The following is a 23958-nucleotide window of genomic DNA, read 5'->3' on the forward strand; positions in this document are numbered from 1 at the left end:
GTTTTGAAAACGAACGAAATTAGCTTTCGAGTTTGACGAGTCCATCGTAGTTTCGAAAAGTGAGCGATGCGAACGCTTCGAAGAGGGCGGAGTGGTGTCTCTGCGGTCGTAGTACAAGCGCTGCACCCGCGAGCGACCGCAGGGAGCGAGCGGCTTTTTTAGCGTAGATTTTTTGGCAGGGTTCGAACGTGCCGACGGCGCGTGAGGACCCTGCTAAAAAAGGTACTTGCGGAACGTTCGTTTCAAGTGTCTCAACCGACTATCGGTCGAACAACGAATGAGCGAGGACTTCTACGATGTACTCGGTGTGAGTTCTGACGCCTCTGCCGAGGAGATCAAGCAGGCGTACCGGACGAAGGCCACGGAGTACCATCCGGACGTCAGCGACGACCCCGACGCCGAGGAGAAGTTCAAGAAGATTCAAAAGGCAAAGCAAGTCCTCACGGACGAAGACAAACGATCGGCCTACGACAGAATGGGCCACGACCGCTTCGAACAGGCCGAAAAGCACGGCTTCGACGCGGGCGACGCCGGCGCTGGCGGTATGGGTGGCGGCCCGTTCGGCGGCATGGGCGGCGGTGGCGGTATGGGCGGTGGCGGACTCGGCGACATCTTCGAGCAGGTCTTCGGCGGCGGTGGCGGCGGTGGCCGCGGGCGTCGCCGTCCGCGGAAGGGCCGCGACCTCCGAACCGAACTCGAGATCGACCTCGAGGAAGCGTACGAGGGGGCCCAGAAGCAGTTCTCCGTTCACCGACCGGAGGAGTGTGAAACCTGTTCGGGTGCGGGCCACCCGCCCGACGCGGACTCACGAACGTGTTCGGAGTGTCAGGGCCAAGGGCAGGTGACGCAGGTCCAACAGACACCGCTGGGTCGCGTCCAACAGACGACGACGTGCCAGCGCTGTGAGGGCGATGGAACGATCTATTCGGAGGAGTGTAACGACTGTCGAGGCGAGGGCTACGTGCGTAACGAAGCCACGTTGACCATCGACATCCCTGCGGGCATTCAGGAAGGCCAGACGCTTCGAATGGAGGGCGAAGGTGCGCCGAGCCCAGAAGGGGGACGCCACGGCGACTTGCTCATCGACGTCCGCGTTCGCGAGCACGAGGAGTTCGAGCGCGACGGTAACGACCTACAGTATCGCCTCGCGATTTCGTTCCCGCAGGCGACGTTCGGCGACACCGTCGAAGTGCCGACGCTCGACGGGGCGGCGGAGTTCGAGATTCCCAGCGGAACGCAAAGCGGCGAAACGTTCCGACTCGAGGGCAAGGGCATGCCGCGACTCCGTCGGCGCGGGCAGGGTGACCTCTTCGTGCAGGTGCAAATCGTCACCCCCGAGAGCCTCAACAGCGAGCAACGCGAGGCGCTCGAGGCGTTCGCCGAGGCCGGCGGCGACGAGATCGAGGTTGCGGACGGTTTCTTCGAGAAGATCAAACGGGCGTTCTAACTGTTCTCCTCCTCGCTCGAGTGGAGCCAGGGTATGACGTAATGTCGACGTTACGCGCCGCGAGTCGGCGCGCTTTTTTCGCCGGGGTGCCCAGGCACGAGTATGAACGCGGCGACAGTCGACGAACTCTTGACGCGCGACCGTCGGGACGACCGGACGGCCCTCGAGGACGCGACGGGGCGGCCGTTCGACTACCACTGGGTGTGTACGACGGCCTGGCAATCTGGGAATTTTCTCCGGCACGCGGGGGTACGAAACGGCGTCACCGTCGGCGTCGTCGGCGATGGCCCGCTTCCCCTGCTCGCCTTTTTCGGAACGACGCTGCTCGAGGGGACAACTCGCTTCGAGCCACCGACCGACCTGACCGACGAGGACGACTTTCGTGCGCTCGTTGCACCCGTCGACGACCTCGAGTCGGGCGAGTACGCCCTCCCACGGGGGGCCCAGCGCGTCGGTTACGGTGCGAAACCAGAGCAACCGGATATTCATCACTTCGACGCCGGCGTCTGGACGGAGAACCCGTCGTTCCCACCGCTGGACGTCGATCCGAAGACGAAGATTCTGACGGACGGCGAACGAACCGTGAGCCACCGCGACGTGCTCGAGGCCGCCGAAAACGTCATTTCGGCGTTTGGACTCGAGGCGGGTGAGCGCGTGGTCGTTCGACATCCACTTTCGGACCTCGAGACCGTCGTGGCCGGTGTCGTCGCACCGCTGGTGGTCGGCGGGACCGTCGTTCTCACTAACACAGAGGCAGACGGTGGGGCCTCCGACGAGGCTCGTGGAGAGTACGCCGTCTCGAGTGATTCCGTCCCCGAATCGCACCGAATCGATCCTGCCGAAGTCACGATCTCGTAGTCTCTCGAGCGCGTTCACCCCTGAAGTGACTGGCACTCGAGTCGAAGAGCGATCCGTTTTTGGAGGGTATCCACCAATCGGCAGTATGGAAAAGCTCGTCGCGTCGCTCGACGACGCACCGATTATCGACAAGGACGGCTACGAGTATCTGGTCCATCCGATCAGTAACGGCGTGCCGATGCTCGAGCCGGCTCTCTTGCGCGAGGTCGTCATCGAAGTCATGCAGACGGCCGATCTGGATGTCGACAAGATCGTCGCGCCCGAGGCGATGGGGATTCACCTGGCGACGGCGCTCTCGCTCCAGACCGACATTCCCCTCGTCGTGATCCGGAAGCGACCGTACGGACTCGAGGGCGAAGTGTCCTTGCACCAGCAGACGGGCTACTCGGAGTCGGAGATGTATATCAACGACGTCGAGTCGGGTGACCGCGTCGTGGTTGTCGACGACATGCTCTCGACGGGCGGGACGCTAGCGTCGATCTGTACCGCACTGGACGACATCGGGGCCGACATATCCGACATCGTCGTCGTCATGCGGAAAGTCGGCCCGTCGGCGCTCGACGAAACGCAATTCGAGGCGACGAGCCTACTCGATATCACCGTCGAAGACGGCGACGTGACCGTCCACTGAGTCGTTTCTCTCGGTTGCTCTCTTGAAGTCCTTACGTGGTGGTTAGATTCACGGGTAATGGTGAATACACAGCGCGAATGCACCACGGGTACCGACCCCATGTTGTCCAACTCGTGGAAATCTCACTGTTTTCTTTCGCAGTTACACACCGATGGGAAGAGACGATATGTGGGGACTCGTGTCTCAATTACCGTATCGATTAATCGATTCGAGTCGGCAGATACGGAGACCGATGTCGATGAGATAAAGAAGCAATCGAATCTCTTTCGTCGGATTACTCCTCGTCCGGAAGGGCCCCGAGTTGCTCTAAGAACCCGAGCGCGTCGGTCAAGAGCCATGTTTCAGCTAGTTTGCCATCTTCGATCCGGTCAAACTCCATTCCTTCGAATTCGACCACCTCACCGGTCGGTTCGACATCTAGACCCGGGGGTGCTTCCTCGTTGGTCCCACGGCCCGTGAAGTGGACCGCGACGATATCGTCCGCAGCGATGAGGTGGTGGATCGTGTACTCGAAGTCGGGGAAGGTGGTTCGGGCTACTTCGATGTGTTCTTTGAGTCCGTCACGACCACGAACTTCTTCGCCAACGAGCGCAAACGGATCGTGCATGACAAAGTCATCGGCCACGAGTTCATCGATGACGTCCAGCTCTTCTGCCCCACTGTACGTGTCGTAGGAAGTACGCTGAACGACGTCTTTGGTTTCTTCTATCGTGCTCATTGCCAACTCACACCACATTATACGGCGTATGAGGATATGAGTTTCACCGCTCTTTTTCCAAACAATCTTTTTGTGTTACCCGTCTCGGAAATATCGACCAATGATTCACGTACGATATATTTATCGAGTTATCGACACATTTGAGCAGTGAAGAAGAGAGTCGACTTATCAAGCGTAGCCTGTGTGACGGCCCATTTGATCGAGCGTAACGGATTTCGATAGAGTCCTCCCGGTTGAATCGACGGTTCGTCAGGTCGCAGCATCGATTTGCAGCAAATTGTTATACACATATATGCATATATTAGTGTTCTGTACAGGGTGGTCTACTCGTATATACGAGATTTTTTGTACAACGACTCGCAACCGAGCGAGTATACTATGTCGGACAGCACGGACGGGGGCATGCAACTCGAATACGAACTCGACGACAGGCCGCCGTGGCCGAAGTCGATTCTCCTCGGCTTACAACACGTCGCAGTCATGATCGTCCCGGCGACGGCAGTCGCGTACATCGTCGCCGGCGACGTCGGCCTCGGCGGGGCGGATACGGCCTACATCGTCCAGATGGTCCTCTTGTTCTCGGGACTCGCGACGATCATCCAGGCCTACACGGTCGGTCCGATTGGTGCAAAACTGCCGCTCGTGATGGGCTCGAGTTTCACGTTCGTGGGCGCAGCGGCGACGATCGGCATCGACTACGGGATGGCAGCCGTGTTCGGCGCGATTCTCGTCAGCGGCTTCGCCGTCGAAGGCGTCATCGGCTGGCAGTTTAAACGCGTCAAACCCTTCTTCCCGCCGCTCGTCACCGGCCTCGTCGTCGTCATCATCGGCTTATACCTCATTCCGACGGGGATGGATTACGTTGCCGGCGGCGACGCCGCCCAGGAAGCCGGTGAGTACGGCAGTTTGCACAACCTCGGGTTGGCCGCACTCGTCTTCGCCATCTCAGTCGGTCTCAACATGTTCACGCGCGGGATCGCACGGCTGTTGAGCATTCTCGCCGGCATCTCTATCGGCTACGTCGTCGCCGTCGTCCTCGACGTACAGTTTGGCTACGACCTCATCGACTTCGGCGAGTTCAGCGAGGCCGCCGTGGTCGCTATCCCCGAACCGACGAGATTCGGCCTCGAGTTCGAACCCGTTGCAATCCTGATGTTCGCGTTCTTGTTCCTCGTCTCGGCGATGGAAACTGTAGGCGATATGTCGGGCGTGACGGCCGCCGAGGGGCGGAATCCGACCGACCGGGAGTTCCGCGGCGCGCTGTTCAACGACGGCTTCTTGAGTTCGATCGGCTCGCTGTTCGCCGCGTTCCCGATCACGTCGTTCTCCCAGAACGTCGGTATCGTGACCTTCACCGGCGTGATGAGTCGACACGTCGTCGGCGTCTGCGGGGCAATCCTCGCGATCCTCGGTCTAAGTCCGCTCGTCGCCACCGTCGTCACGACCATTCCGAGCGCCGTCTTCGGCGGTGCCGTCTTACTCATGGTCGGAATGGTCGCCGCGAGCGGCGTCAGGCTGATCGTGCTCCACACCGAACTCAACCGACGGAATATGGTCATCGTGGCCGTCTCAATCGGGCTCGGTCTCGGCGTCGCGACGACGCCCGAAGCGCTGCAGGGACTGCCTACCTCGGCCGAGATGTTCTTCGGCGAACCCGTCATCATGGCCGCCTTCTCCGCACTGCTGCTCAACACGTTCGTCCCCGGCGAACAAAGCCCACTCTTCGACGCCCGCTCACCGGGTCACTCTACAGAGTCCGAACCCGCACCTGTCGGTCCGGGTGACGACTGACACGGTCGTTCTCACCGCCTGCGTGTTTGGGGCTCACGACCACGGACTTCTCCAGCGGTGAGACACCTATGCGGACCAGTGTCGACCAGATATCCGACCTTGAGCAACTGTTTCATCACAAATTCGCCCAGCAGCACACCACCGAGCAGGAACTCGTCGAAATCTTCGACGAGATGGCGACGAACGCGACCAACGACCGCCTGAGCAAGGGAGTTGCAGATCATCGCGACGAGATTCGCATGCAGGTGACGCGGCTCGAGGACGTGTTCGCCGCGCTCGACCGACCAGCCGAACAGCGCGAGGCACCGATCCTCGACGGTCTCGAGCAAGACCGACGCATGCTCGAGGACGCCATCGAAGACGACGATCTGCGCAACACGATCTCCCTGAACGCGGCAATGATGACGGAAGGAATCGAGATGAGCGCCTACGAGGGGCTCTCGACGATGGCGACACAGATCGGCTACGACGACGAGATTCGAAAGCCACTCGAGTCGAACTTCGACGAGGGCAATCCGCGTATCGCGAACTGTCGGCGATGGAATCCACAACTGAGCTGAAATCGATGTGGGATTGGCTCACACCGTCGTAACGACGCTCGAGGGCCGGAGCAAACGCAGGTTGTGGTCTCTCGAACGAGGGTGGATTCCTCGAGTGGGGCGTCATGAGACTGCCGTGGGCTTATTCCGGTCGATTACTTGATTGTCGTATGGCAGTTATTGCAGAATTTTCAGTCCACTCGGAGGACCTTGCGCTCCATCACACGCTCACGGCGGCGCCGGAGATGGTCGTCGAGATCGAGCGGGTCGTCGCGACGATGAAAGATCGGATTATGCCGTACTTCTGGGTCAGCGGCGGGACGTTGTCGGATTTCGAGCGAGCGCTCGAGGAGGACGAATCGGTGAAGAATATCACAGAAGTCGACGTGGTTGAGGGGGCCAAGCTCTATCGTGCCGAGTGGACCGAAAACATCGAGACGGTCATTTACGCGTACGTGGAAATCGGTGCGACCATCTTGCAGGCGTCCGGACAGGACGACCGCTGGGAGCTTCGAATGCGTTTCGACGACCAGGAGATGCTCCTCGACTTCCGCGAGTACTGTGGGGAAAACGACGTTTCGTTCGAACTCACGCAGCTACAGGAACAAGAACAGCCCATGGCGAGTGCACAGTACGATCTCACGCCCAAGCAACGAGAGACGTTGATCAACGCCCTCGAGGCCGGGTACTACGAGGTCCCCCAGCAAGTGACGATGAACGAGTTAGCGACCGAAATGGGAATTTCTCAGCAAGCGCTGTCGAAACGATTCCACAACGCGCACAAGAACCTCATCTCCAACGTGCTGGCCGTTCGAAGTCCCGACGAGCCGTGATTTTCCGCGGCTGTAGACGCGCTATATGAACCATTGGTCAATACAACCGTTCGTTCCATTGGGGCGCAACCGCTACCTGCGTGTGTGATGAGTGAGTTCCGACACAGGTACACCGGTTCTGTATCACTCGCGCTAGCCGCCACGAATGCGACTCGAGCATCGAAAACAGTCACCAATGCGGAACGAGACAAATCGAGACTATTTCGAGGGACTTGACCACGTCTATCATGTCAGGAGAGGACAACAGATCGAAGATTGCCGCAAAGTGTCGAACGTGTGATGCAGTTTACTCGGCGTGGTTGTTGGACGACGATTCGATCCACATCATCGGCCGAAAAGACGGCTGTCGATGCGGATCCAAAGCGTTCGAAGCGCTCTCGAAACCGACGCCATAACAGCGTTTATCGCACCCCATCCGTTCTGCGGTAACCGACATCCCGATGGGAACCGTCGGGTACAAGGCCGTACGCGTTGAGTCAGATCGCATGCAACTCGAGTGTATCTTTTTCGGTCCGTTTCGAGAAGCGATCGACGAGAAGACCGTCCAGTACGAAACCGAGGCACGCACCGCTGGCGATTTGCTTCGCGAACTCGAGTCGACGTATCCCGAACTCGAGGGACGACTCGTTGCTGACGACGAAAGTGGTCTCGCCGGTGAGACCGTGGTCACGAAAAATAAGCGAAACGTGACTCACATCGACGGCCTCGAGACGGAACTCGAGGAGACCGACGTTATCCGCCTCGTTCCGTCAGTGTACGGCGGGTAACCCGTTCGGTTTGATTCAAGAGAGGGAGAGTTAGTCGTCGGACGGGACGGCGTCGGTCGCCGACTCCACTCTCGCGTCGGGAACGGTGCCGTCGTCCGACCACGCTCGCGCCTCGTAGTACTCGTCGATCGCCGCCTCGAGGTCCGGCAGGTCGTAGGGGACGCCGTCGTCGTCGTTGTCGAAGCCACGCTGGTTGTTGAAGTGTCGTTCGCGCTCGATCGTCTGAGAGCCCACGGCCATGAGGTCCTCGTAGTCGGCATCGAAGAGTTCCTCGAGTCGTTCTTCGGTCACGTAGTCGTCGCCGAAGGCACAGACGATCCCCGTATCGCGGAAGGCGTTGTGGTTCTCGCGGTCGACGAGCGTCTCCGCTTTGCCGAGCGTTCCTTCGGGGTCGAGTTTGCCGGCGTACTCGGGACTGAGCATGCTCGCGTACATGTGGTCTGCGCCCCGATTCGCCACGGCATAGGAGAGCCCCTGCCCGTGGAGGACGCGACCGTCGTGGGCGGCGAACTCCATGCCTTTGACCGTGTAGTTCTCGACGCCCAGTGCTTCGTGAGCGCGGGCGACGCCCTCTGCGAGCGTGTCGCCGATTCCGTCCCTGTGGGCGATTTTCTCGGTGATCTCCTGGGCGAGGTCGGCGTTGCCGAACTCATCTTCGCTGTCGAGGTAGGCGGCGACCGTCACCCCCGCGGAGATGGTGTCCATGCCGAGGGTGTCACAAAGTTCGTTGCCCTTCATGACCTCAACGATGTCGCCGACACCCTGTTGAGAGCCGAAGGCGTAGACGGTCTCGAACTCCGGCCCTTCGGTCTCGACGCCGCGTTCTTCGTCTCGCGTCGGGAGTTTGCAGGCGTACGCGCAGGCCGAACAGGCTCCTTTCTTGTACTTCTTCTCCTCGACGGCGTTGCCGCCGATGTTTGCTGCATCCTCGAACTCGTACTCCCGGAAGTACCTCGTGGGCAGCGAGAAGTTGTCGTTGATGAACTCCGTGTTCCCGGTCGTCCCCTGTCTGCGCATCAGGTCGTCCGATTGGGCGGCCTCGCGGTGGACGTCCATCTCAGGCGGGTTTGGAATCTCGAGTGGATTCTCGACATCGCCGTCGAACGTGACGCACTTGACGTTCTTCGAACCGAGGACGGCACCCAGGCCGCCGCGGCCGAACGCCCGCGAGTCGAAAGTCATCACTGACGCGAAGCGGACGAGGTTCTCTCCAGCGGGGCCGATGGCGATACAGTGCTCGGCCCCCAGGTCGCGTTCTCGCTCGACGTGCTCCGACGTTTTGGGGACGGTCGCCCCCTCGAGTTCGGGCACTTCCTCGAACTCGACGCCCTCGTCCGTGACGTGAATCGCGAGTAACTCGTCGCTCTCGCCGACGACCTCGAGGACGCTGTAGCCTGCTGCGACGAAGTTCCTCGAGAGGTAGCCGCCGGCGTTCGTCGAGACCAGTCCGTCGGTCAACGGCGAGAGGCCGGTCATGTTCATTCGCCCGGTGAAGGACATCTGTGACTGCTGGAGCGGCCCCGTCGAGAGATACGCACGGTTTTCGGGTCCGAAGGGGTCCGCGTCGAACGGAATTCGGTCGTGTGCGAGTGCCGTTGCCGTGGCTCGACCGCCGACAGTGTCCGCGAGGAGGTCGTCTATCGCCGTCTCAGTTGCACGCCGCTCACCGACATCGACGGTGAGCAGTGGTCCTGTCGCGTGAAGCATGTTCACACGGTTAGTGGGACAACACCTTAGTATTGTAGTGTGTCGGCGAACGGTGAAACACGCCTCGACTGTGACCTCTTTTGACCGTCATTTCGCCGACTGAGACTCTCCCCTCGAGTGAAGCCTGCTACATGGCGTCGACTGTTTTCGATTCCAGCACGTCTGACGGAGTCTTTTTATTTCCGTCTGAGTACATGTTCGTACTGATGTACTACGACGCGGTCTTGTTCGATTTCGATGGGGTCGTCGTCGAGACCCCCTCCTCACAACGCATGTACGCTGCACTCGGACGAACGTACGAAAAACTCGGTCGGTCGGGGCCGGCCGCCGAGACGTTCCAGGAACTCATGCAGGGCGATTTCGAGGCGATCGCGAATCGGTGTCGGACCCTCGAAATCGACACCGACGTCTTCTGCACGCAGGCTGCTCGCGAGTTGATCCAGACGCAGTTGGCCGACGTCGAACGCGGCGTGCGCTCCGTCTTCGACGACGTCCGCGTCGTTCGCTCGATCCCGGTCTCTCTCGGCGTCGTCAGCGACAATCATCCGACCGTCGTAACGAAACTACTCGACCGATTCGGCCTCCGGTCGGTCTTCGAAACCGTCTACGGCTGTCCGCTGACGCCGGACGGACTCGCTCGACGAAAACCCAATCCGACGAACATCGAAACCGCGATGGAGACGCTCGAGGCCGACTCGGCGCTCTACGTCGGCGACCGTGGTGTCGACGTCCAGGCGGCCGCTAACGCGGGCATCGACTCGGTGTTGCTCTCTCGAGAGAACAGGTGTTCTCACCCGGACGACACCTCCGGTGTCGATCCAACCTATCACTGCTCGTCGCTCACCGAGTTGCCACCACTACTCGAGTCCTAACGGCGTTCTCGGCGACTGCGTGCTAGCTACTGTGTCAACGACTCCCATCTTGTGCCCCGCTCTTCTCGACGCTCGTCAATATCTTCTCTGCACTAACCGAAAGAAATACTGGTTGCTGATTTGAACTATCGGCTAATGTGGTTTGATCCCGCTGTGGTCGAGGCCGTCCGCGACGTTATTCCCCACTGGGTGGGGGTCGTCATGGTCGTCCTCTCGTATTTCGGTAGCATCTACCTGATCGCCCCCTCGATCATCGGTGCCTACTGGGCTAATCGCGACCTCGTCGCGCCGTGGCTCGGCGGCGTGATCGGCTGTTACGGCCTGATGTCGATCACCAAGTCCTACTACACCTCGAGTCGACCGATTGTCGGCCCACCGATCGATGCTGAGGCGCTTCCCGGCTGGTTCTACCCGCTGTACGACCACGCTGCACACATCTCGACGACGAGTTTTCCCAGCGGACACGCGCTGGCAGTCACGATCGTCGTCGGCATGCTCGTCGTCGAACTACCGGTGAGTACGCTCCGAAAACGCGCCGTCGCCGGTCTCCTCGCGATCGGCTGGGTCGGGTTCACTCGAGTCGGCCTGGCGGTTCACTATCCGGGTGACGTCGTCGGTGGCATCGCCTACGCGCTCGCCTTCCTCGTCGTGTTTTATGCGGCCCGACGACTCGTGAGCCAGCGGCTGTCGATCGACGAAACGACGGTCGCCCTCGCGGTCGGTTTCGTTGTCGCCCTGATCGCCGTCGGTTACGTTGGGAGCCGAAACGCACACATCGCCTTCGGCGGCGGATTCGGGGCGCTCCTCGCCTGGCAGTTTGCACCCCAGATCGCGACGCGAATGCGCGGGACCGTCTGGGAAACGATAGCCCCCGTCGTCGGTCTCAGCATCGTCCTGTGTACGTGGTACGTCGCCGAGGTGGAACTGGGGAACGAGGCACTCCTCGCTGCACTCTCCGCACTGTTCATGGCCGCCATCGTTCTCGTCCCGTGGATCACACCAACCCAGAAGCTGTGGTCGACGGCGAAGCGTCGCGGCCGAGCACTGGCCGAGTAACCTCCGAACTCGATTACAAGTACCATTTTCGATCTTCGACACACGAGGGGCTTCGACCTCGAGGCCGAAGCCCGACCGACGAACTTGGGAGTCCGATACCGTACGTTCCGCCGCAAACGCTTTTGGAGCCAGCACCCCTCTTTCCAATCATGTACGTTCGGGACGCGAAAAACAGAGAGGAGGCCTGGCTACTCGAGCACATCGAGACGATGGGGCTCGACGACACGGCGTTTCGTTCACGCGATTATGTCGTCGCCGTCGACGAGACCTCCGGCGAAACGGCCGGGTTCGGTCGCATTCGCGTTCACAAACCCGACGACGGCGAGGTCATCTGTGAACTGACCAGCATCGGCGTCCTAACGGGCTGGCGCGGACAGGGAATCGGTGCACACGTCGTCGAGCGACTGGTCGAGTACGCGGGAGATCAGGAGTTCGAGACCGTCTACTCGCTCACGAGTGAGGGGAGTTATCTCGCGCAGTTTGGCTTCCGACGGATCGAGGAAGACGCGCTTCCGGGTCCGCTCCAGGATCGACTCGAGGCCAAACGCGAGACGATCGACCCCGGCGCTTCGTCCTACGCGATCGACGTGGATCGCTTTCGGGTGCCAGATCGACTTCGCGAGGCGTTTAAACGCGCGCCGGCGGAACGCGAGGAGATCGCAAACGAGGAGTCGGCCGAGGATTTCGGGATCGATCCCGATTCGGCGACCTACAAGTACGACACCGGTGACTAAGGCGGAGTGAGCCGATCGTGTCGATTCGGTTTCGGTGGCGCTGAATCAGTTGGACCTCACGCGATCGGTGGATGTGGTGATTCTGTTGTGTCAGCACTCACCCGTCGCGATCGGTGGAACTCGAGACGAGAGTGGCCGCGTTCATGAAGCTTCAAGCCCCACCCCGTCGTCGAGTAACGATAATGTTCGATCCTGACGATCTCGAGGAGATCCGCGCTGGGAAAGCGGAGTGGCACGAGGAGGAAGTCGAGCCGACGGTGGATCGGTTTGGCGAGCGAAAAGAGACGTTTACGACGGATACGGGGGGTCAATCGGTCGATCGACTCTACACGCCAGCGGATGTCTCGGACGTGGATTACCAGGAGGATCTGGGTTACCCCGGAGAGCCACCGTACACGCGCGGCGTGTATTCGACGGGGTATCGTGGTCGCCTCTGGACGATGCGTCAGTACGCCGGATTCTCGACGCCCGAGGATACCAACGAGCGCTATCACTACCTGCTCGATCAGGGCCAGACGGGGCTTTCGATGGCGTTCGACTTGCCGACGCAGATGGGTCACGACTCCGACGCGAGCATGTCGGCCGGTGAGATCGGAAAGGCCGGCGTGGCGATCGACTCACTCGCCGACATGGAGACCGTCTTCGACGGCATCCCACTCGACGAAGTGTCGACCTCGATGACGATCAACGCGCCCGCGTCCGTCCTGCTCGCGATGTACATCGCCGTCGGTGACCAGCAGGGAGTCGACCGCGAGCAACTGCGCGGAACGATTCAGAACGACATTCTCAAAGAGTACATCGCTCGAAACACCTACATCTACCCGCCAGAGTCGTCGATGCGGATCATCACCGATATTTTCGAGTTCTGTGCCTCGGAGACGCCAAAGTTCAACACGATCTCGATTTCGGGCTACCATATCCGAGAGGCTGGATCGACGGCCGCACAGGAACTCGCGTTTACGCTCGGTGACGGTATCGAGTACGTCGAGACGGCGATCGAAGCCGGCCTCGACGTCGACGACTTCGCACCCCAACTCTCCTTTTTCTTCAACGGCCACAACAACATCTTCGAGGAGGTTGCGAAGTTCCGCGCCGCTCGCCGAATGTGGCACGACATCATCGACGAACGTTTCGACGCGAACGACCCCAAATCGAAACAGCTCAAGTTCCACACGCAGACGGCGGGCTCGATGCTCACTGCCCAACAAATCGAGAACAACGTCGTCCGCGTCGCCTATCAGGCACTCGCCGCCGTCCTCGGAGGCACGCAGAGTCTCCACACCAACGGCAAGGACGAGGCCCTCGCGCTGCCGACCGAAGAATCCGTCCGAACGGCCCTGCGAACCCAACAAATTCTCGCTCACGAGTCCGGGGCTGCGGATACGATCGACCCACTCGCCGGCAGCTACTACGTCGAATCGCTCACCGACGACGTCGAGGAAGAAGCCTACGAGATTCTCGAGGAAGTCGACGAACGCGGCGGCATGCGCGAAGCGATCGAACAACAGTGGGTCCAGCGCCAGATTCAGGATACGTCGTTCGATCGCCAGAAGGAAATCGATTCGAACGACCGCATCATCGTCGGCGTCAACGAGTTCGAAGTCGACGAAGACCCCGAGATGGACGTACAGGAGATCACCGAAGAAGACCAGCAACGACAGATCGATAGCCTCGAGTCGACGCGTGCTGGACGCGACGACGACGCTGTCGAGGCGAAACTCGAAGCACTCCGGGAGGCGGCTCAGGGCGAAGACAACCTGATGCCGTACATCATCGACGCCGTGAAAGTGTACGCAACAGTCGGCGAGATCTGTAACGTGCTCCGCGACGAGTTCGGCGAGTATCAACCGGGAAGCGCGGTCTGAGAGCGCTCGTCTTTCGTTTTTCGAGTCTGGTCTGGTGAAACCACATCAATATTTGTGTTCGACCTCGAACCCTCGAGCGATGCACTTCGAGCACGCCGGAATCGCGACCGAGGACGCACAGGAACTCGCGGAACTGTATTCGGACCTCTTCGGACTGGAGATCGCACACGAAGAGGAGTTCGACGGCATGCGCGTCGTCTTCCTCGAGTGTGGTGAAGGCTACTTCGAACTCCTCGAGCCGTTCGAAGACGGGACCATCGCGCAGTATCTCGAGGCCAATGGGTCGGGTATTCACCATCTCGCGCTCGCGACGGAGGATATCGAGGCCGCCCTCGAGACGGCGCGCGAACACGACGTTTCGCTGATCGACGAGGAACCGCGCCCCGGTGCGTGGGGTCACTCGGTGGCGTTCCTCCACCCGAAGGATACTGGCGGCATCCTCCTCGAGTTAGTCGAACACTGACGCTCGCGCCAGTGGAGCGGGAAAACGAGTGCTACTTTCTGCCGACAGGACGTAGCCAAGCCGAAATTCGGCGTTCGAGTTACCGACTCGAGTCGCCGTCTTCGTCTCGATCGATACTGATTCGATGTGGCTCGGGTCGCTCTTTCTCACCACTATTGCCGCCGCCGACGGGAATCTTCGTTCGCAGGTCTGCAGCGAACGACTGGACCTGATCGACGACGGTTTGAACTTCTTCTTCGAACTGCTCGACGGATCGTTCGACGTAGTGGACTCGTTGAGCGGGTATCCGACGGACGATGTCGTGACCCTCTTCGTCCTCGTCGGTCTTGATGATCCAGTGATCTTGGAAGTACGCGATGTGTTCGTTTGGAACCGTCTTGTTGACGGTTCCCTCGTCGGGTTCGTCGTAGACGATCGTTGCCTCACCGAGGTCTCGCTCGAGTTCGAGGTCATCGTCGACCATATCGGCTCCTAAAGTATCGTGTCCGCGTAGCTACTGTGCTTGCGTATCAGTGGATGCCAGCTAAAGGAGCACAGTCGAGTCAATCGCAAGCATTTTTTGAACGCGCGCGTGGCCCAGCGACGACGGTCGAGTTTACCCAAAGTTCTCGATCAGCGCGTCGTCCGCGTCGCCGCCGGCGTCTTCGATCGTTTCCGAGACGAACGTCACGAACGATTCGAAGCCAAAGGCGTAGAGTTGCCCGTCCTCGAGGTGAGTCTCGATTGCGTCGGCGAGTCCGTCGCTATCACCGTCGTCGAGAACGGTAACAGCCGCGCCCGCGTCCTCGAGGGCGTCCAGTCGGTCGGTGTGGGCCGGCGCGTCGTCCTGATAGATCACGGTTGCGTCGTGACCCGACTCGTGGGCCGCTTCGGCGATGGAAACGGCGGGGCCGACGCCGGGGCCGCCCGCGACGGCGACGACGTCCTGGTCTCCGTCGTAGGTGATCGTGCCGAAGGGTCCTTCGATGTGGATGGTTTCGCCGCCCTCGAAGTCGGCGAGCCAGGGCGATAGTTCGCCGTCGGGGTCGATTCCAACCGTGATTTCGAACGTGTCCGTTACCGACGGCGAGGAGAGCGTGTAGTGGCGCATGACGACGTCGTCTTCCTCGAGGTCGGCTGCCGTCTGATCGTCTTCGCCGGGGACTGCCCGGAGCAAGACGAACTGGCCGGGGAGCGCCTCGAACTCCTCGGGTGCCTCGAGTTCGAGTGCAATTGTGCCGTTCCCAACTTCGCGTATCGCTTCGACCGTCACCGGTGTCCCGTCGATTGCCATGCCTGATCGTTTGGTGCCCCGTCGAAAAGGCGTTCCGTTACCCGCTGTCCTCGAATGTGTAAATAGACAGTCGTGGGATCCCCCGGCCCGTTCAATTCGAGGCAAATATTGACGAACCCATGAGGTAGGATACCCAAACCGGGAGTAGTGGGTCTGATTTGGCGATTATTGCCAGAGTTCAACATGTGTGGTTTCTCGCAGAAGGACTGTAACGATTAATAGAAAACAACCTCGCTAGCCGAACATATCATCGACTGTTGTCGAAGTGAGGTTGGGTTTTCAGAAGCCTTTTCATTTACTGGGGGCAAGGTTCGGCATAACATGGCTGAGGATCTCAACTGGGCGGTTGGAGGCGAGGCCGGGGACGGTATCGACTCCACGGGAAAAATCTTCGCTCAGGCACTTTCCCGAGCCGGACGGCACGTATTCACGTCGAAAGATTTCGCGTCGCGAATCCGCGGCGGCTACACAGCGTACAAGATTCGAACGTCCGTCGAAGACGTCCAAAGCGTCGTGGATCGACTGGACATTCTCGTCGCGTTGACACAGCGAACCATCGACGAAAATCTCGACGAACTGCACGACGGTAGTGCCGTCATCTACGACGGCGAACGCTCGTGGGAAGCCGAGATCCCAGACGAAGTCGAAGCAGTCGACGTTCCACTCAAATCGATCGCAGAGGATGCTGGCGGTGCGATCATGCGCAATATCGTCGCCCTCGGTGCTGCGTGTGAAATCACCGGCTTCGACGTCGAATACCTCGACGAGGCTCTCGAGAAACGCTTCGGTGGCAAGGGCTCGAAGATCGTCGAGAACAACAAAGAGGCCGCACGCCTCGGTCAGGAGTACGTTCAGGAGAACTACGACCTCGACCACCTCGGCTACAACGTCGAAACGACGGACAACGACTACGTCCTGCTCAACGGTGACGAGGCGATCGGGATGGGAGCCATCGCTGCCGGCTGTCGCTTCTACGCTGGCTACCCGATCACGCCCGCGACGAACGTCATGGAGTACCTGACGGGACGGATCGAAGACTACGGCGGCCACGTTGTCCAGGCCGAAGACGAACTGTCGGCGATCAACATGGCGCTCGGTGGTGCCCGTGCCGGTGCCCGCTCGATGACTGCGACCTCCGGCCCCGGGATCGACCTGATGACCGAGACGTTCGGACTCATCGCGACGAGCGAGACGCCACTCGTCATCGTCGACGTCATGCGCTCTGGCCCCTCGACCGGGATGCCGACGAAACAAGAACAGGGCGACCTCAACATGACCCTCTACGGTGGCCACGGCGAAATTCCACGCTTCGTCGTCGCGCCGACGACGATCGCCGAGTGTTTCTGGAAGACCGTCGAGGCGTTCAATTACGCCGAGAAGTATCAGACACCGGTCTACGTGGTCTCCGACCTCGCACTCGCCGTCACCGAACAGACCTTCGAACCGGAAGTATTCGACATGGACGACGTCGAAATCGACCGCGGAAAACTCGTCGAAGACGACGAAGTCGACGAGTGGCTCGACTCGCAGGGTCGCTTCCGCGCCCACGCCGTCACCGATGACGGCATCAGTCCGCGCGCAAAACCCGGCACGGTCGACGGCGCACACATGTCGACCGGCCTCGAGCACGACGAACTCGGTCGCCGAACAGAAGAGGAAGACGAGCGCGTTCAGCAAGTCGACAAACGCTACCGTAAAGTCGAAACTGCACAGAACGAAGAGGACTGGGATTACCGCGAATTCGGCGACGAGGACGCCGACAACCTCGTCATCTCGTGGGGATCGAACGAAGGTGCACTTATCGAAGCGCTCGACTATCTCGAGGACGATGGCGTCGACGTGCGCGTCATTTCGGTTCCCTACATCTTCCCACGGCCTGATCTCAGCGACGAGATCGAGGCTGCCGAGGAGACAATCGTCGTCGAGTGTAACGCGACCGGACAGTTCGCCGACGTGATCGAACACGACGCCCTTACCCGCGTCAAGCGCATCAACAAGTACACCGGCGTCCGCTTCAAGGCGGACGAACTCGCCGAACAGATTGTCGACCAACTCTCCGAGGAGGTACCAGCACAATGAGCTCCGACGTACGATTCACCGACTTCAAATCCGACAAACAGCCCACGTGGTGTCCCGGTTGCGGCGACTTCGGGACGATGAACGGTATGATGAAAGGCCTCGCCGAGACCGGCAACGATCCGGACAACACGTTCGTGGTCGCCGGAATCGGCTGTTCCGGCAAGATCGGGACCTACATGCACAGCTACGCGCTGCACGGGGTTCACGGTCGCGCGCTGCCGGTCGGCACAGGCGTCAAGATGGCGCGACCCGACATTGAAGTGATGGTCGCCGGCGGAGACGGTGACGGCTACTCGATTGGTGCCGGTCACTTCGTCCACGCCGTCCGCCGGAACGTCGACATGTCCTACGTCGTCATGGACAACCGCATCTACGGCCTGACGAAGGGGCAGGCCTCGCCGACCTCGCGCTCGGACTTCGAGACCTCGACGACCCCAGAAGGACCGAAACAGCCGCCAGTCAACCCGCTCGCACTCGCACTGGCTTCGGGCGCATCCTTCATCGCCCAGTCGTTCGCCTCCGACGCGCTTCGACACCAGGAGATCATCCAGGAAGCCATCGAACACGACGGCTTCGGCTTCGTCAACGTCTTCAGCCCGTGTGTCACGTTCAACGACGTCGACACCTACGACTACTTCCGCGACAGCTTAGTCGACCTGCAAGAAGAGGGTCACGATCCAAACGACTACGAGGCTGCCAAAGAGGTCATCCTCGACAGCGACAAAGAGTATCAGGGCGTGATGTACCAGGACGACGAGTCCGTTCCGTATCACGAACAACACGGCGTCACCGAGGACATGTCCGAAATCCCTGACGGCGCGCCGGAAGACGCAATGGACCTCGTCCGCGAGTTCTACTAACGACCGCCCGCAGTTTTGGACCGGTAATGTTTTGAACACCTCAGCCCCCAGCGAAGCGCCTGCATTCGCTACCGCATCGCTCGTCTGTGCGCCAGACGTTCCCCGCGTTTTGAATTACTGTAATATCCAGCGACGGAGCAAGGATGGTTGTCGTTCCATATCGACCGTGCATGAACGAAAATACGCCCGACGACGATATCGCTCCGATCAGCGTCCGTGAACAGCAATTTCGACGACGGTGCTCGAGAACCGCACGCGTTTCTTCTGTCCACCCGGCGTCGTTTCGCACGTCGCCTCGAGGACGCAGCGGTGTCGGTATCGAAATGTCAGCAACGGCCCGATCCGACGCCGCGCGAGGAGCATGAGCGAGCCACCAGCGCCGACTCGCGTCACCGTCTCGATGCTTGCCGCGGAGCCGGAGACCGTCCGAGACGTCTTCGAGCGACTCGAAGCTCTCGAGTCGTCGATACAAGTCGCGACGGTATCCGTCCACGACGGCGACCGGTCGACGGCGACGATCGACGTCAGCCCGCTCACAGCAAAACAGTGGGAAGCCCTCGAGTTGGCGTACCAACTGGGGTACTATCGACGGCCTCGAGCGGTCGGTCTTGGGCCGTTAGCAGCGGAGTTAGCGATTTCGGAGTCGGCCGTGTCACAGCGCTTACGAGCGGCAGAATCGAGACTGGTGAAAGCCGTCTTCGGGACGTCCGTCCTCGAATCCTGAGTCGGTAACGGACGCTGAATTTTCCCGTTCATCGTCCGGTCGCCGTTCTCCGTTCACTCGCCGCGTTACGGTCGGTCGTCGCTCGACTACCCACTGGTCGTCTCGTTCGGTCGTCGCATTCGGTACAGATACCGACCGCAACGGGGTGCGTCGAATTCCTATTCGCTACTGTACGAGGCGTCGTACCATCGGTACAGTGGAATAAATACGGCGAAGACGAGCATTGCACCGACGGCGACGCCAATCCACTCTGCGTATGGAATTTCGAGGCCAGCGAAGGACTCTCCGAGCGTCCCACCGGCGACCATCATCGCGTAAATCACCGCAAGACCGAGGATGATTCGTGTGACAAAATTGTCCTCGACGGGATTTTGACCCATGTCGTATCGTAGTCAGCGCGGTTCTATAGTCTCTTCTGATGACACAGTTCGCGTTCAGTTTGGATAGTTACTCCCCGTGGCTCGAGGTAAACTGATGAGTTGATGAAGGGAACTGCGTTGAGGTCGCAGCTGCCGTCAGCGTATTCGCTGGACTCGAGTTCGAACGAGGAAGTTACCCTGATCACGTTATATCGTGTCAACCGCTGACTTAATTTCTCCGTTCACTGTTACCTCCGCTTGATAGCGGTCCGATCCGCCGACACTCCCTTCGTACGCCTTCTCTCCATCGATAGATATCTCGAATGAACAAGACTCTGCATCTTCCTCCCGCCGAACACCGAACTCTTCCCCCGAGTCAATTTTGAACTGTTTTCCTCGACACTCTGCCTCGAGGACTACTTCTCCCTCAAAGCCAGCATCGACATCTACTTCCACCATGGTAGTACCCTCCGCACGTGAATAATCCTCATCGACATCGTCTGAGCTACCTTCAGTGTCTTCAGGTACAGTATCACTCGACCCTTCACCCAAATTGTCGACGCAGCCTGCGATACCAATCATCGGCACACTCCCAAGCAACAATCTTCGCCGATTCATAATTCTGTCTACAATATGGATCTGTAAATGCTTTGTCGGAGTGAGACCCCAGACGGCCTCGACAACTAGAGTCCGATGTGCTCTCCGTGAGAATCGCCCCAATACTCACGCGAAATGGTGCCTACGCGGGGTGTTCGACTGATTCCATCAGCGTGTCTGCGTACTCCGATTCTTCCTCGATGTCGGCCGGATAGCTGCTGAGCAAGACGAGGACGTCGTCGTCGTGGCTGAAGGACGCCACGCCGATATCGACGTCGACTTGCTGACCGGCGATTTCGGTCTCTCCCTCGAATCGATCGACGTCGCGGCTGTCGTCGAGGATATCGAGCGAGAACGAGTCCGCGTGGGAGACGTTGTCGAAATCCGCGTGCTCGCTGTCAATCTCGCTCATGAACTCCTCGAGTAACTCCTCGTTGTCCATGTCTTCGATCGGATTGAGCGAGTAGCCCAGTACCGAGACGTCCGGAATCGAGATGGCGGCGAAGAAACAGGCTTCCTCCTCGAATCCTTGGAAATCGATCTCTTTCGAGTAGACCGAACTCCAGATCGTCGCCTCGATATCGCGCTCGATGCCGACGTCGACCGTTTCTTCCATCGATTGCTCGTCGATATCGTACTCGTCGTACGCCGTTTCCTCGAGTGCCTCCTCGGTTGGTGTGACTTGCTCCGCGGAGAGTTCCAGTGGCCCATCGCCACGCACGAAATCGAGACAGCCCGCAGTGAGTGCTAATCCGCCAGTTGCCCCGGCCGCGAGAAGTGATCGTCGAGAGTAGTTCATAGACACCACATTCGGCAGAATCGGTATATGAGTTGTGGAACGTTCAGCGGGGAAGACAAGACAGTGTCGGCGACAGTCTCGGTCGCGTTCGCACGCGGGTTCAGACACATCAAGAGTTATCGGGGTCCACACCACCCTCTAGGTATGACCGAGTTCGCACGACGAGTCGAGCAGGTGTCGATCAGCGGTATTCGAGAAGTCTTCGATGCTGCGGGTGAGGACGCGATCAACCTCGGTATCGGCCAACCGGACTTTCCGACGCCGGCACACGCCCGTCGCGGGGCGATCGAGGCGATCGAATCCGGCCAGAGCGACGCTTACACCTCGAACAAGGGGACGCGTTCGCTCCGAGAAGCCATCGCCGCGAAGTACGACCGAACCTACGGCCTCGAGGTCGACCCGGAGGACATCATCGCGACCTCGGGCGGCAGCGAAGCGCTCCATCTCGTCTTACAGGCCCACGTCGATCCGGGTGAGGAAGTTATCTTCCCGGATCCGGGATTCGTCTCCTACGACGCGCTGACGACAATCGCGAACGGGACGCCGAAGCCAGTCGGCCTCCGCGAGGATCTCACGCTCGATCCCGCAGCGGTCGAAGACGCGATCACCGACGACACCGCGGTGTTCGTCGTCAACAGCCCGGCCAACCCGACGGGTGCCGTCCAGAGCGAGGAAGACATGCGCGAGTTCGCACGCATCGCGGACGAACACGACGTGCTTTGTGTCTCCGACGAGGTGTACGAACACATCGTCTTCGACGGCGAGCACCACCCGCCACTCGAGTTCGCCGAGTCGGACAACGTGGTCACCGTCAGCGCCTGCTCGAAGACGTACTCGATGACGGGCTGGCGACTCGGCTGGGTCGTCGGCGCAAACCCGCGTATCGAACGCATGCTTCGCGTCCACCAGTACGGCCAGGCGTGTGCCTCCGCGCCCGCACAGTACGCCGCCGAAGCCGCACTGACCGGCCCACAGGATCCGGTCGACGAAATGGTCGCGGCCTTCGAAGACCGCCGGGACGTCGTCCTCGACGGCCTCGAAGACGCCGGTCTCGAGGTTCCGAAACCCGAGGGAGCGTTCTACGTGATGCCGAAAGTCCCCGAGGGGTGGTGTGAGGAAGTGCTCGAGCGCGACGTCGTCGTCGTCCCCGGCGACGCCTTCGGCGCGAACGGCGAGGGCTACGCCCGCCTCTCGTACGCGACGGGGATGGAGGAGTTGAAAGACGCCCTCGAAATTATCGACGCGGCGACGCAGGCGGTTCGATAGCGCCGATCAGCGACTGAACTCCTCGAGAATCGTCTCACAGAAGGCGTTCAGATCGTCCGGGTTTCGACTGGTGATCAGTCCGTCGTCCGTGACGACCTCCTCGTCGACCCACTCGCCGCCGGCGTTGCGAACGTCGGTCTGAAGGCTGTGGTAGGAGGTCAGCGTCCGACCGTCGACGACGCCCGCTTCGATCAGTGTCCAGGGGCCGTGGCAGATCACGGCGGTGGGCTTTCCGTCCTCGATGTGCGCCCGAAGGAGGTCGACGCCGGCCTCGCGCGTCCGAAGGGTGTCGGCGCCGACGGTACCGCCGGGAACGATTATCCCGTCGTAGTCCTCGGCCGAGACCTCCCCGAACGTCGTCTTGATTTCGTACGCGTCGCTCTCCTCGAGGTCGTTGGTGACCGTCTGGCCGCCGCCGGTTTCGTGGCCGACGACGTCGACCGATGCGCCGGCGTCTTCGACGGCTTGCTTCGGTTCGGTGAACTCGACTTCTTCCGCCCCTTCCTGTGCGAGGAAGATCGCGACGTCGACACCTTCGAGATCGTGATCGTCTGAATTGCTCATCACCCGTCCCTGCACCCAGCGGACGGACAAGCGTTGGACTTGCTGGTGCAGTCAGCGAACACGGCGATCTACGCGCGCGTCGACGACTGACCGGGGAGAGTGCACGTTTATACTGCCCTGGCGGATTGTTTTACACGATATGCGCGCTGTCCGTCTTCACGAACACGGCGACGCCGACGTACTGCAGGTCGAAGACATCGAGCGACCGACGCCCGACGAGGACGAACTCCTCCTCGAGGTCGCCGCGGCCGGGGTCAACCCCGTCGATACCTACTTCCGAGACGGGTCGTACGAGCCAGTCGCAGTTCCGTTCACGCCCGGCGTCGACGTTTCGGGCGTCGTGGCCGAGGTCGGCGAGAACGTCGAGGGGTTCGAGGAGGGCGACCGCGTCTTCGGCACCGGAATCGGAAACGGGGGCTCACAGGGAGCGTACGCCGAGTACGCGACGATTCCGACCGACCGTGTCGTCCACCTTCCCGACGACGCCGATCTGACCGAAGCGGGTGCCGCCGGCGTCGTCGCCGTCACCGCCTGGCGGGCGCTCATCGACCACGCGGACCTCGACCCGGCCGAGTACTGTCTCGTCCACGGGGGCTCCGGCGGCGTCGGACACACCGCCGTCCAGATCGCCGACGCGGTCAGCGCTCGAGTGATTACGACCGCTTCCGAGGCATACCACGACGACCTCGCCTCCCTCGGCGCGGAGACCGTCCTCGACTACGGCCGAGACGATTTAGCTGAGGCCGTTCTCGAGGAAAGCGACGGCGGCGTCGACGCGATTCTCGACCACCGACTGGACGACTATCTCCAGTTCGACGCGGACGTCGCTGCGACCGGCTGTCGCGTCGTCGGGATCGGTGAGAACAGCCCCGACCCCGGCTTCACGAACGACGGTGCGGCCCGTTCGAAGGACGTCAGCTACCAGTTCATGAGCATGTTCAACACCCCCGACTTGCGCGTCCCGCTGGGCGGCGTCGCCCACCTCATGGCGAGCGACGCGCTCTCGATCGAACTCGCGCGGACGTACGACCTCGAGGACGCCGGGCAGGCACAGGTGGACGTGATGAACGACAGCTACCTTGGGAAATTGGTCATCGAACCCTGATGTAAGCCAGCTATCAGGCCATCATAGAACAGTTTGCATACCGTCTTTGCT

General features: G+C 60.5%; 25 protein-coding genes and 1 pseudogene. 17 read left to right on the forward strand and 9 right to left on the reverse strand.

What is annotated here, in order from left to right; all coding sequences use genetic code 11:
- Positions 1 to 277: 277 nt before the first annotated feature.
- The 3 genes from dnaJ (at position 278) to hpt (ending at position 2936) form a co-directional block, all read left to right on the forward strand.
- Positions 278 to 1447 carry a molecular chaperone DnaJ gene (gene dnaJ, locus BLW62_RS07940; RefSeq protein ID WP_090506581.1) on the forward strand — a complete coding sequence of 390 codons (1170 nt, stop codon included), beginning with the start codon at positions 278 to 280 and terminating at the stop codon, positions 1445 to 1447.
- Positions 1448 to 1549: 102 nt separating this feature from the next.
- Complete coding sequence (locus tag BLW62_RS07945) at positions 1550 to 2305, forward strand: hypothetical protein (protein WP_090506582.1); 756 nt, start codon at positions 1550 to 1552, stop codon at positions 2303 to 2305.
- 85 nt (positions 2306 to 2390) lie between these two features.
- The gene (gene hpt, locus BLW62_RS07950; protein WP_076581946.1) at positions 2391 to 2936 is read left to right on the forward strand and encodes a hypoxanthine/guanine phosphoribosyltransferase; all 546 of its coding nucleotides are present in this window, start codon (positions 2391 to 2393) and stop codon (positions 2934 to 2936) included.
- A 274-nt stretch (positions 2937 to 3210) separates the two neighbouring features.
- Here hpt and BLW62_RS07955 read toward each other — a convergent pair whose 3' ends face one another.
- Positions 3211 to 3654: an ester cyclase gene (locus tag BLW62_RS07955; RefSeq protein ID WP_175459706.1), complete on the reverse strand. Its 444-nt coding sequence runs from the start codon at positions 3652 to 3654 to the stop codon at positions 3211 to 3213.
- 378 nt (positions 3655 to 4032) lie between these two features.
- Between BLW62_RS07955 and BLW62_RS07960 the strand changes: the two genes are divergently transcribed.
- From BLW62_RS07960 to BLW62_RS07975, 4 genes and pseudogenes are all read left to right on the forward strand, one after another.
- Positions 4033 to 5445 (forward strand): uracil-xanthine permease family protein, encoded by a 1413-nt coding sequence (locus BLW62_RS07960; RefSeq protein ID WP_090506584.1) that lies wholly within the window; start codon positions 4033 to 4035, stop codon positions 5443 to 5445.
- 68 nt (positions 5446 to 5513) lie between these two features.
- Positions 5514 to 6037 (forward strand): annotated as a pseudogene (locus tag BLW62_RS07965) (YciE/YciF ferroxidase family protein).
- Positions 6038 to 6154: 117 nt separating this feature from the next.
- Entirely contained in the window at positions 6155 to 6817 is a 663-nt protein-coding gene (locus tag BLW62_RS07970) for a helix-turn-helix domain-containing protein (RefSeq protein WP_090506585.1), read from the forward strand.
- Positions 6818 to 7257: 440 nt separating this feature from the next.
- A complete protein-coding gene (locus BLW62_RS07975; RefSeq protein WP_245726693.1) occupies positions 7258 to 7584 on the forward strand; it encodes a ubiquitin-like small modifier protein 1 in 327 nt (108 codons plus the stop codon).
- 30 nt (positions 7585 to 7614) lie between these two features.
- Here the strand turns inward: BLW62_RS07975 and BLW62_RS07980 are convergent, their stop codons facing one another.
- Positions 7615 to 9291, reverse strand: a complete 1677-nt coding sequence (locus BLW62_RS07980) for an aldehyde ferredoxin oxidoreductase C-terminal domain-containing protein (RefSeq protein WP_090506586.1) — start codon at positions 9289 to 9291, stop codon at positions 7615 to 7617.
- A gap of 206 nt (positions 9292 to 9497) precedes the next feature.
- Here BLW62_RS07980 and BLW62_RS07985 point away from each other — a divergent pair, with 206 nt between their 5' ends.
- The 5 genes from BLW62_RS07985 (at position 9498) to mce (ending at position 14281) form a co-directional block, all read left to right on the forward strand.
- Complete coding sequence (locus BLW62_RS07985) at positions 9498 to 10163, forward strand: HAD family hydrolase (protein ID WP_090507538.1); 666 nt, start codon at positions 9498 to 9500, stop codon at positions 10161 to 10163.
- A gap of 135 nt (positions 10164 to 10298) precedes the next feature.
- Positions 10299 to 11219 carry a phosphatase PAP2 family protein gene (locus BLW62_RS07990; RefSeq protein ID WP_090506587.1) on the forward strand — a complete coding sequence of 307 codons (921 nt, stop codon included), beginning with the start codon at positions 10299 to 10301 and terminating at the stop codon, positions 11217 to 11219.
- Positions 11220 to 11368: 149 nt separating this feature from the next.
- Positions 11369 to 11953, forward strand: a complete 585-nt coding sequence (locus tag BLW62_RS07995; RefSeq protein WP_090507539.1) for a GNAT family N-acetyltransferase — start codon at positions 11369 to 11371, stop codon at positions 11951 to 11953.
- A 182-nt stretch (positions 11954 to 12135) separates the two neighbouring features.
- On the forward strand, positions 12136 to 13818 hold the full coding sequence (locus tag BLW62_RS08000; protein WP_090506588.1) for an acyl-CoA mutase large subunit family protein: 1683 nt from the start codon (positions 12136 to 12138) through the stop codon (positions 13816 to 13818).
- A gap of 79 nt (positions 13819 to 13897) precedes the next feature.
- Positions 13898 to 14281, forward strand: a complete 384-nt coding sequence (mce, locus tag BLW62_RS08005; RefSeq protein ID WP_090506589.1) for a methylmalonyl-CoA epimerase — start codon at positions 13898 to 13900, stop codon at positions 14279 to 14281.
- A gap of 79 nt (positions 14282 to 14360) precedes the next feature.
- On the opposite strand, the gene BLW62_RS08010 is transcribed toward mce, so the two are convergent.
- Both BLW62_RS08010 and BLW62_RS08015 read right to left on the reverse strand, forming a co-directional pair.
- Positions 14361 to 14744, reverse strand: coding sequence for a hypothetical protein (locus BLW62_RS08010; RefSeq protein WP_090506590.1), 384 nt, complete (start codon positions 14742 to 14744; stop codon positions 14361 to 14363).
- A gap of 132 nt (positions 14745 to 14876) precedes the next feature.
- Positions 14877 to 15554, reverse strand: a complete 678-nt coding sequence (locus BLW62_RS08015; protein ID WP_090506591.1) for a ferredoxin--NADP reductase — start codon at positions 15552 to 15554, stop codon at positions 14877 to 14879.
- Positions 15555 to 15875: 321 nt separating this feature from the next.
- On the opposite strand from BLW62_RS08015, the gene BLW62_RS08020 reads away from it, so the two are divergent.
- A complete protein-coding gene (locus BLW62_RS08020; RefSeq protein WP_090506592.1) occupies positions 15876 to 17633 on the forward strand; it encodes a 2-oxoacid:acceptor oxidoreductase subunit alpha in 1758 nt (585 codons plus the stop codon).
- Positions 17630 to 18493 (forward strand): 2-oxoacid:ferredoxin oxidoreductase subunit beta, encoded by an 864-nt coding sequence (locus BLW62_RS08025; protein WP_090506593.1) that lies wholly within the window; start codon positions 17630 to 17632, stop codon positions 18491 to 18493. Before BLW62_RS08020 ends, BLW62_RS08025 begins: the two co-directional genes overlap by 4 nt.
- Positions 18494 to 18700: 207 nt before the next feature.
- On the opposite strand, the gene BLW62_RS18605 is transcribed toward BLW62_RS08025, so the two are convergent.
- Positions 18701 to 18856, reverse strand: coding sequence for a hypothetical protein (locus tag BLW62_RS18605; RefSeq protein WP_175459707.1), 156 nt, complete (start codon positions 18854 to 18856; stop codon positions 18701 to 18703).
- Here BLW62_RS18605 and BLW62_RS08030 point away from each other — a divergent pair.
- On the forward strand, positions 18855 to 19217 hold the full coding sequence (locus BLW62_RS08030; protein WP_090506594.1) for a helix-turn-helix domain-containing protein: 363 nt from the start codon (positions 18855 to 18857) through the stop codon (positions 19215 to 19217). The genes BLW62_RS18605 and BLW62_RS08030 overlap by 2 nt on opposite strands.
- Before the next feature lie 158 nt (positions 19218 to 19375).
- On the opposite strand, the gene BLW62_RS08035 is transcribed toward BLW62_RS08030, so the two are convergent.
- From BLW62_RS08035 to BLW62_RS08045, 3 genes are all read right to left on the reverse strand, one after another.
- Positions 19376 to 19597, reverse strand: coding sequence for a hypothetical protein (locus tag BLW62_RS08035; protein ID WP_090506595.1), 222 nt, complete (start codon positions 19595 to 19597; stop codon positions 19376 to 19378).
- Positions 19598 to 19783: 186 nt separating this feature from the next.
- A complete protein-coding gene (locus tag BLW62_RS08040) occupies positions 19784 to 20158 on the reverse strand; it encodes a hypothetical protein (protein ID WP_139305385.1) in 375 nt (124 codons plus the stop codon).
- A gap of 157 nt (positions 20159 to 20315) precedes the next feature.
- Positions 20316 to 20972, reverse strand: a complete 657-nt coding sequence (locus tag BLW62_RS08045; RefSeq protein WP_090506597.1) for a DUF6517 family protein — start codon at positions 20970 to 20972, stop codon at positions 20316 to 20318.
- Positions 20973 to 21116: 144 nt separating this feature from the next.
- On the opposite strand from BLW62_RS08045, the gene BLW62_RS08050 reads away from it, so the two are divergent.
- A complete protein-coding gene (locus BLW62_RS08050; protein WP_090506598.1) occupies positions 21117 to 22238 on the forward strand; it encodes a pyridoxal phosphate-dependent aminotransferase in 1122 nt (373 codons plus the stop codon).
- A 6-nt stretch (positions 22239 to 22244) separates the two neighbouring features.
- Here BLW62_RS08050 and BLW62_RS08055 read toward each other — a convergent pair whose 3' ends face one another.
- Positions 22245 to 22802: a type 1 glutamine amidotransferase domain-containing protein gene (locus BLW62_RS08055; RefSeq protein WP_090506599.1), complete on the reverse strand. Its 558-nt coding sequence runs from the start codon at positions 22800 to 22802 to the stop codon at positions 22245 to 22247.
- 139 nt (positions 22803 to 22941) lie between these two features.
- Here BLW62_RS08055 and BLW62_RS08060 point away from each other — a divergent pair, with 139 nt between their 5' ends.
- Positions 22942 to 23907, forward strand: a complete 966-nt coding sequence (locus BLW62_RS08060) for an NADPH:quinone reductase (protein WP_090506600.1) — start codon at positions 22942 to 22944, stop codon at positions 23905 to 23907.
- Positions 23908 to 23958 lie beyond the last annotated feature (51 nt).

The sequence above is a fragment of the Natronorubrum sediminis genome (assembly GCF_900108095.1).
In the GTDB taxonomy this organism is placed as follows: Archaea; Halobacteriota; Halobacteria; order Halobacteriales; family Natrialbaceae; genus Natronorubrum; species Natronorubrum sediminis.

What these genes read in the sequence shown, in the direction of transcription:
- dnaJ (WP_090506581.1), top strand. Translation starts at nt 278, where the DNA reads ATGAGCGAGGACTTCTACGATGTACTCGGTGTGAGTTCTGACGCCTCT.
- BLW62_RS07945 (WP_090506582.1), top strand. Translation starts at nt 1,550, where the DNA reads ATGAACGCGGCGACAGTCGACGAACTCTTGACGCGCGACCGTCGGGAC.
- hpt (WP_076581946.1), top strand. Translation starts at nt 2,391, where the DNA reads ATGGAAAAGCTCGTCGCGTCGCTCGACGACGCACCGATTATCGACAAG.
- BLW62_RS07955 (WP_175459706.1), bottom strand. Translation starts at nt 3,654, where the DNA reads ATGAGCACGATAGAAGAAACCAAAGACGTCGTTCAGCGTACTTCCTAC.
- BLW62_RS07960 (WP_090506584.1), top strand. Translation starts at nt 4,033, where the DNA reads ATGTCGGACAGCACGGACGGGGGCATGCAACTCGAATACGAACTCGAC.
- BLW62_RS07970 (WP_090506585.1), top strand. Translation starts at nt 6,155, where the DNA reads ATGGCAGTTATTGCAGAATTTTCAGTCCACTCGGAGGACCTTGCGCTC.
- BLW62_RS07975 (WP_245726693.1), top strand. Translation starts at nt 7,258, where the DNA reads ATGGGAACCGTCGGGTACAAGGCCGTACGCGTTGAGTCAGATCGCATG.
- BLW62_RS07980 (WP_090506586.1), bottom strand. Translation starts at nt 9,291, where the DNA reads ATGCTTCACGCGACAGGACCACTGCTCACCGTCGATGTCGGTGAGCGG.
- BLW62_RS07985 (WP_090507538.1), top strand. Translation starts at nt 9,498, where the DNA reads ATGTACTACGACGCGGTCTTGTTCGATTTCGATGGGGTCGTCGTCGAG.
- BLW62_RS07990 (WP_090506587.1), top strand. Translation starts at nt 10,299, where the DNA reads ATGTGGTTTGATCCCGCTGTGGTCGAGGCCGTCCGCGACGTTATTCCC.
- BLW62_RS07995 (WP_090507539.1), top strand. Translation starts at nt 11,369, where the DNA reads ATGTACGTTCGGGACGCGAAAAACAGAGAGGAGGCCTGGCTACTCGAG.
- BLW62_RS08000 (WP_090506588.1), top strand. Translation starts at nt 12,136, where the DNA reads ATGTTCGATCCTGACGATCTCGAGGAGATCCGCGCTGGGAAAGCGGAG.
- mce (WP_090506589.1), top strand. Translation starts at nt 13,898, where the DNA reads ATGCACTTCGAGCACGCCGGAATCGCGACCGAGGACGCACAGGAACTC.
- BLW62_RS08010 (WP_090506590.1), bottom strand. Translation starts at nt 14,744, where the DNA reads ATGGTCGACGATGACCTCGAACTCGAGCGAGACCTCGGTGAGGCAACG.
- BLW62_RS08015 (WP_090506591.1), bottom strand. Translation starts at nt 15,554, where the DNA reads ATGGCAATCGACGGGACACCGGTGACGGTCGAAGCGATACGCGAAGTT.
- BLW62_RS08020 (WP_090506592.1), top strand. Translation starts at nt 15,876, where the DNA reads ATGGCTGAGGATCTCAACTGGGCGGTTGGAGGCGAGGCCGGGGACGGT.
- BLW62_RS08025 (WP_090506593.1), top strand. Translation starts at nt 17,630, where the DNA reads ATGAGCTCCGACGTACGATTCACCGACTTCAAATCCGACAAACAGCCC.
- BLW62_RS08030 (WP_090506594.1), top strand. Translation starts at nt 18,855, where the DNA reads ATGAGCGAGCCACCAGCGCCGACTCGCGTCACCGTCTCGATGCTTGCC.
- BLW62_RS18605 (WP_175459707.1), bottom strand. Translation starts at nt 18,856, where the DNA reads ATGCTCCTCGCGCGGCGTCGGATCGGGCCGTTGCTGACATTTCGATAC.
- BLW62_RS08035 (WP_090506595.1), bottom strand. Translation starts at nt 19,597, where the DNA reads ATGGGTCAAAATCCCGTCGAGGACAATTTTGTCACACGAATCATCCTC.
- BLW62_RS08040 (WP_139305385.1), bottom strand. Translation starts at nt 20,158, where the DNA reads ATGATTGGTATCGCAGGCTGCGTCGACAATTTGGGTGAAGGGTCGAGT.
- BLW62_RS08045 (WP_090506597.1), bottom strand. Translation starts at nt 20,972, where the DNA reads ATGAACTACTCTCGACGATCACTTCTCGCGGCCGGGGCAACTGGCGGA.
- BLW62_RS08050 (WP_090506598.1), top strand. Translation starts at nt 21,117, where the DNA reads ATGACCGAGTTCGCACGACGAGTCGAGCAGGTGTCGATCAGCGGTATT.
- BLW62_RS08055 (WP_090506599.1), bottom strand. Translation starts at nt 22,802, where the DNA reads ATGAGCAATTCAGACGATCACGATCTCGAAGGTGTCGACGTCGCGATC.
- BLW62_RS08060 (WP_090506600.1), top strand. Translation starts at nt 22,942, where the DNA reads ATGCGCGCTGTCCGTCTTCACGAACACGGCGACGCCGACGTACTGCAG.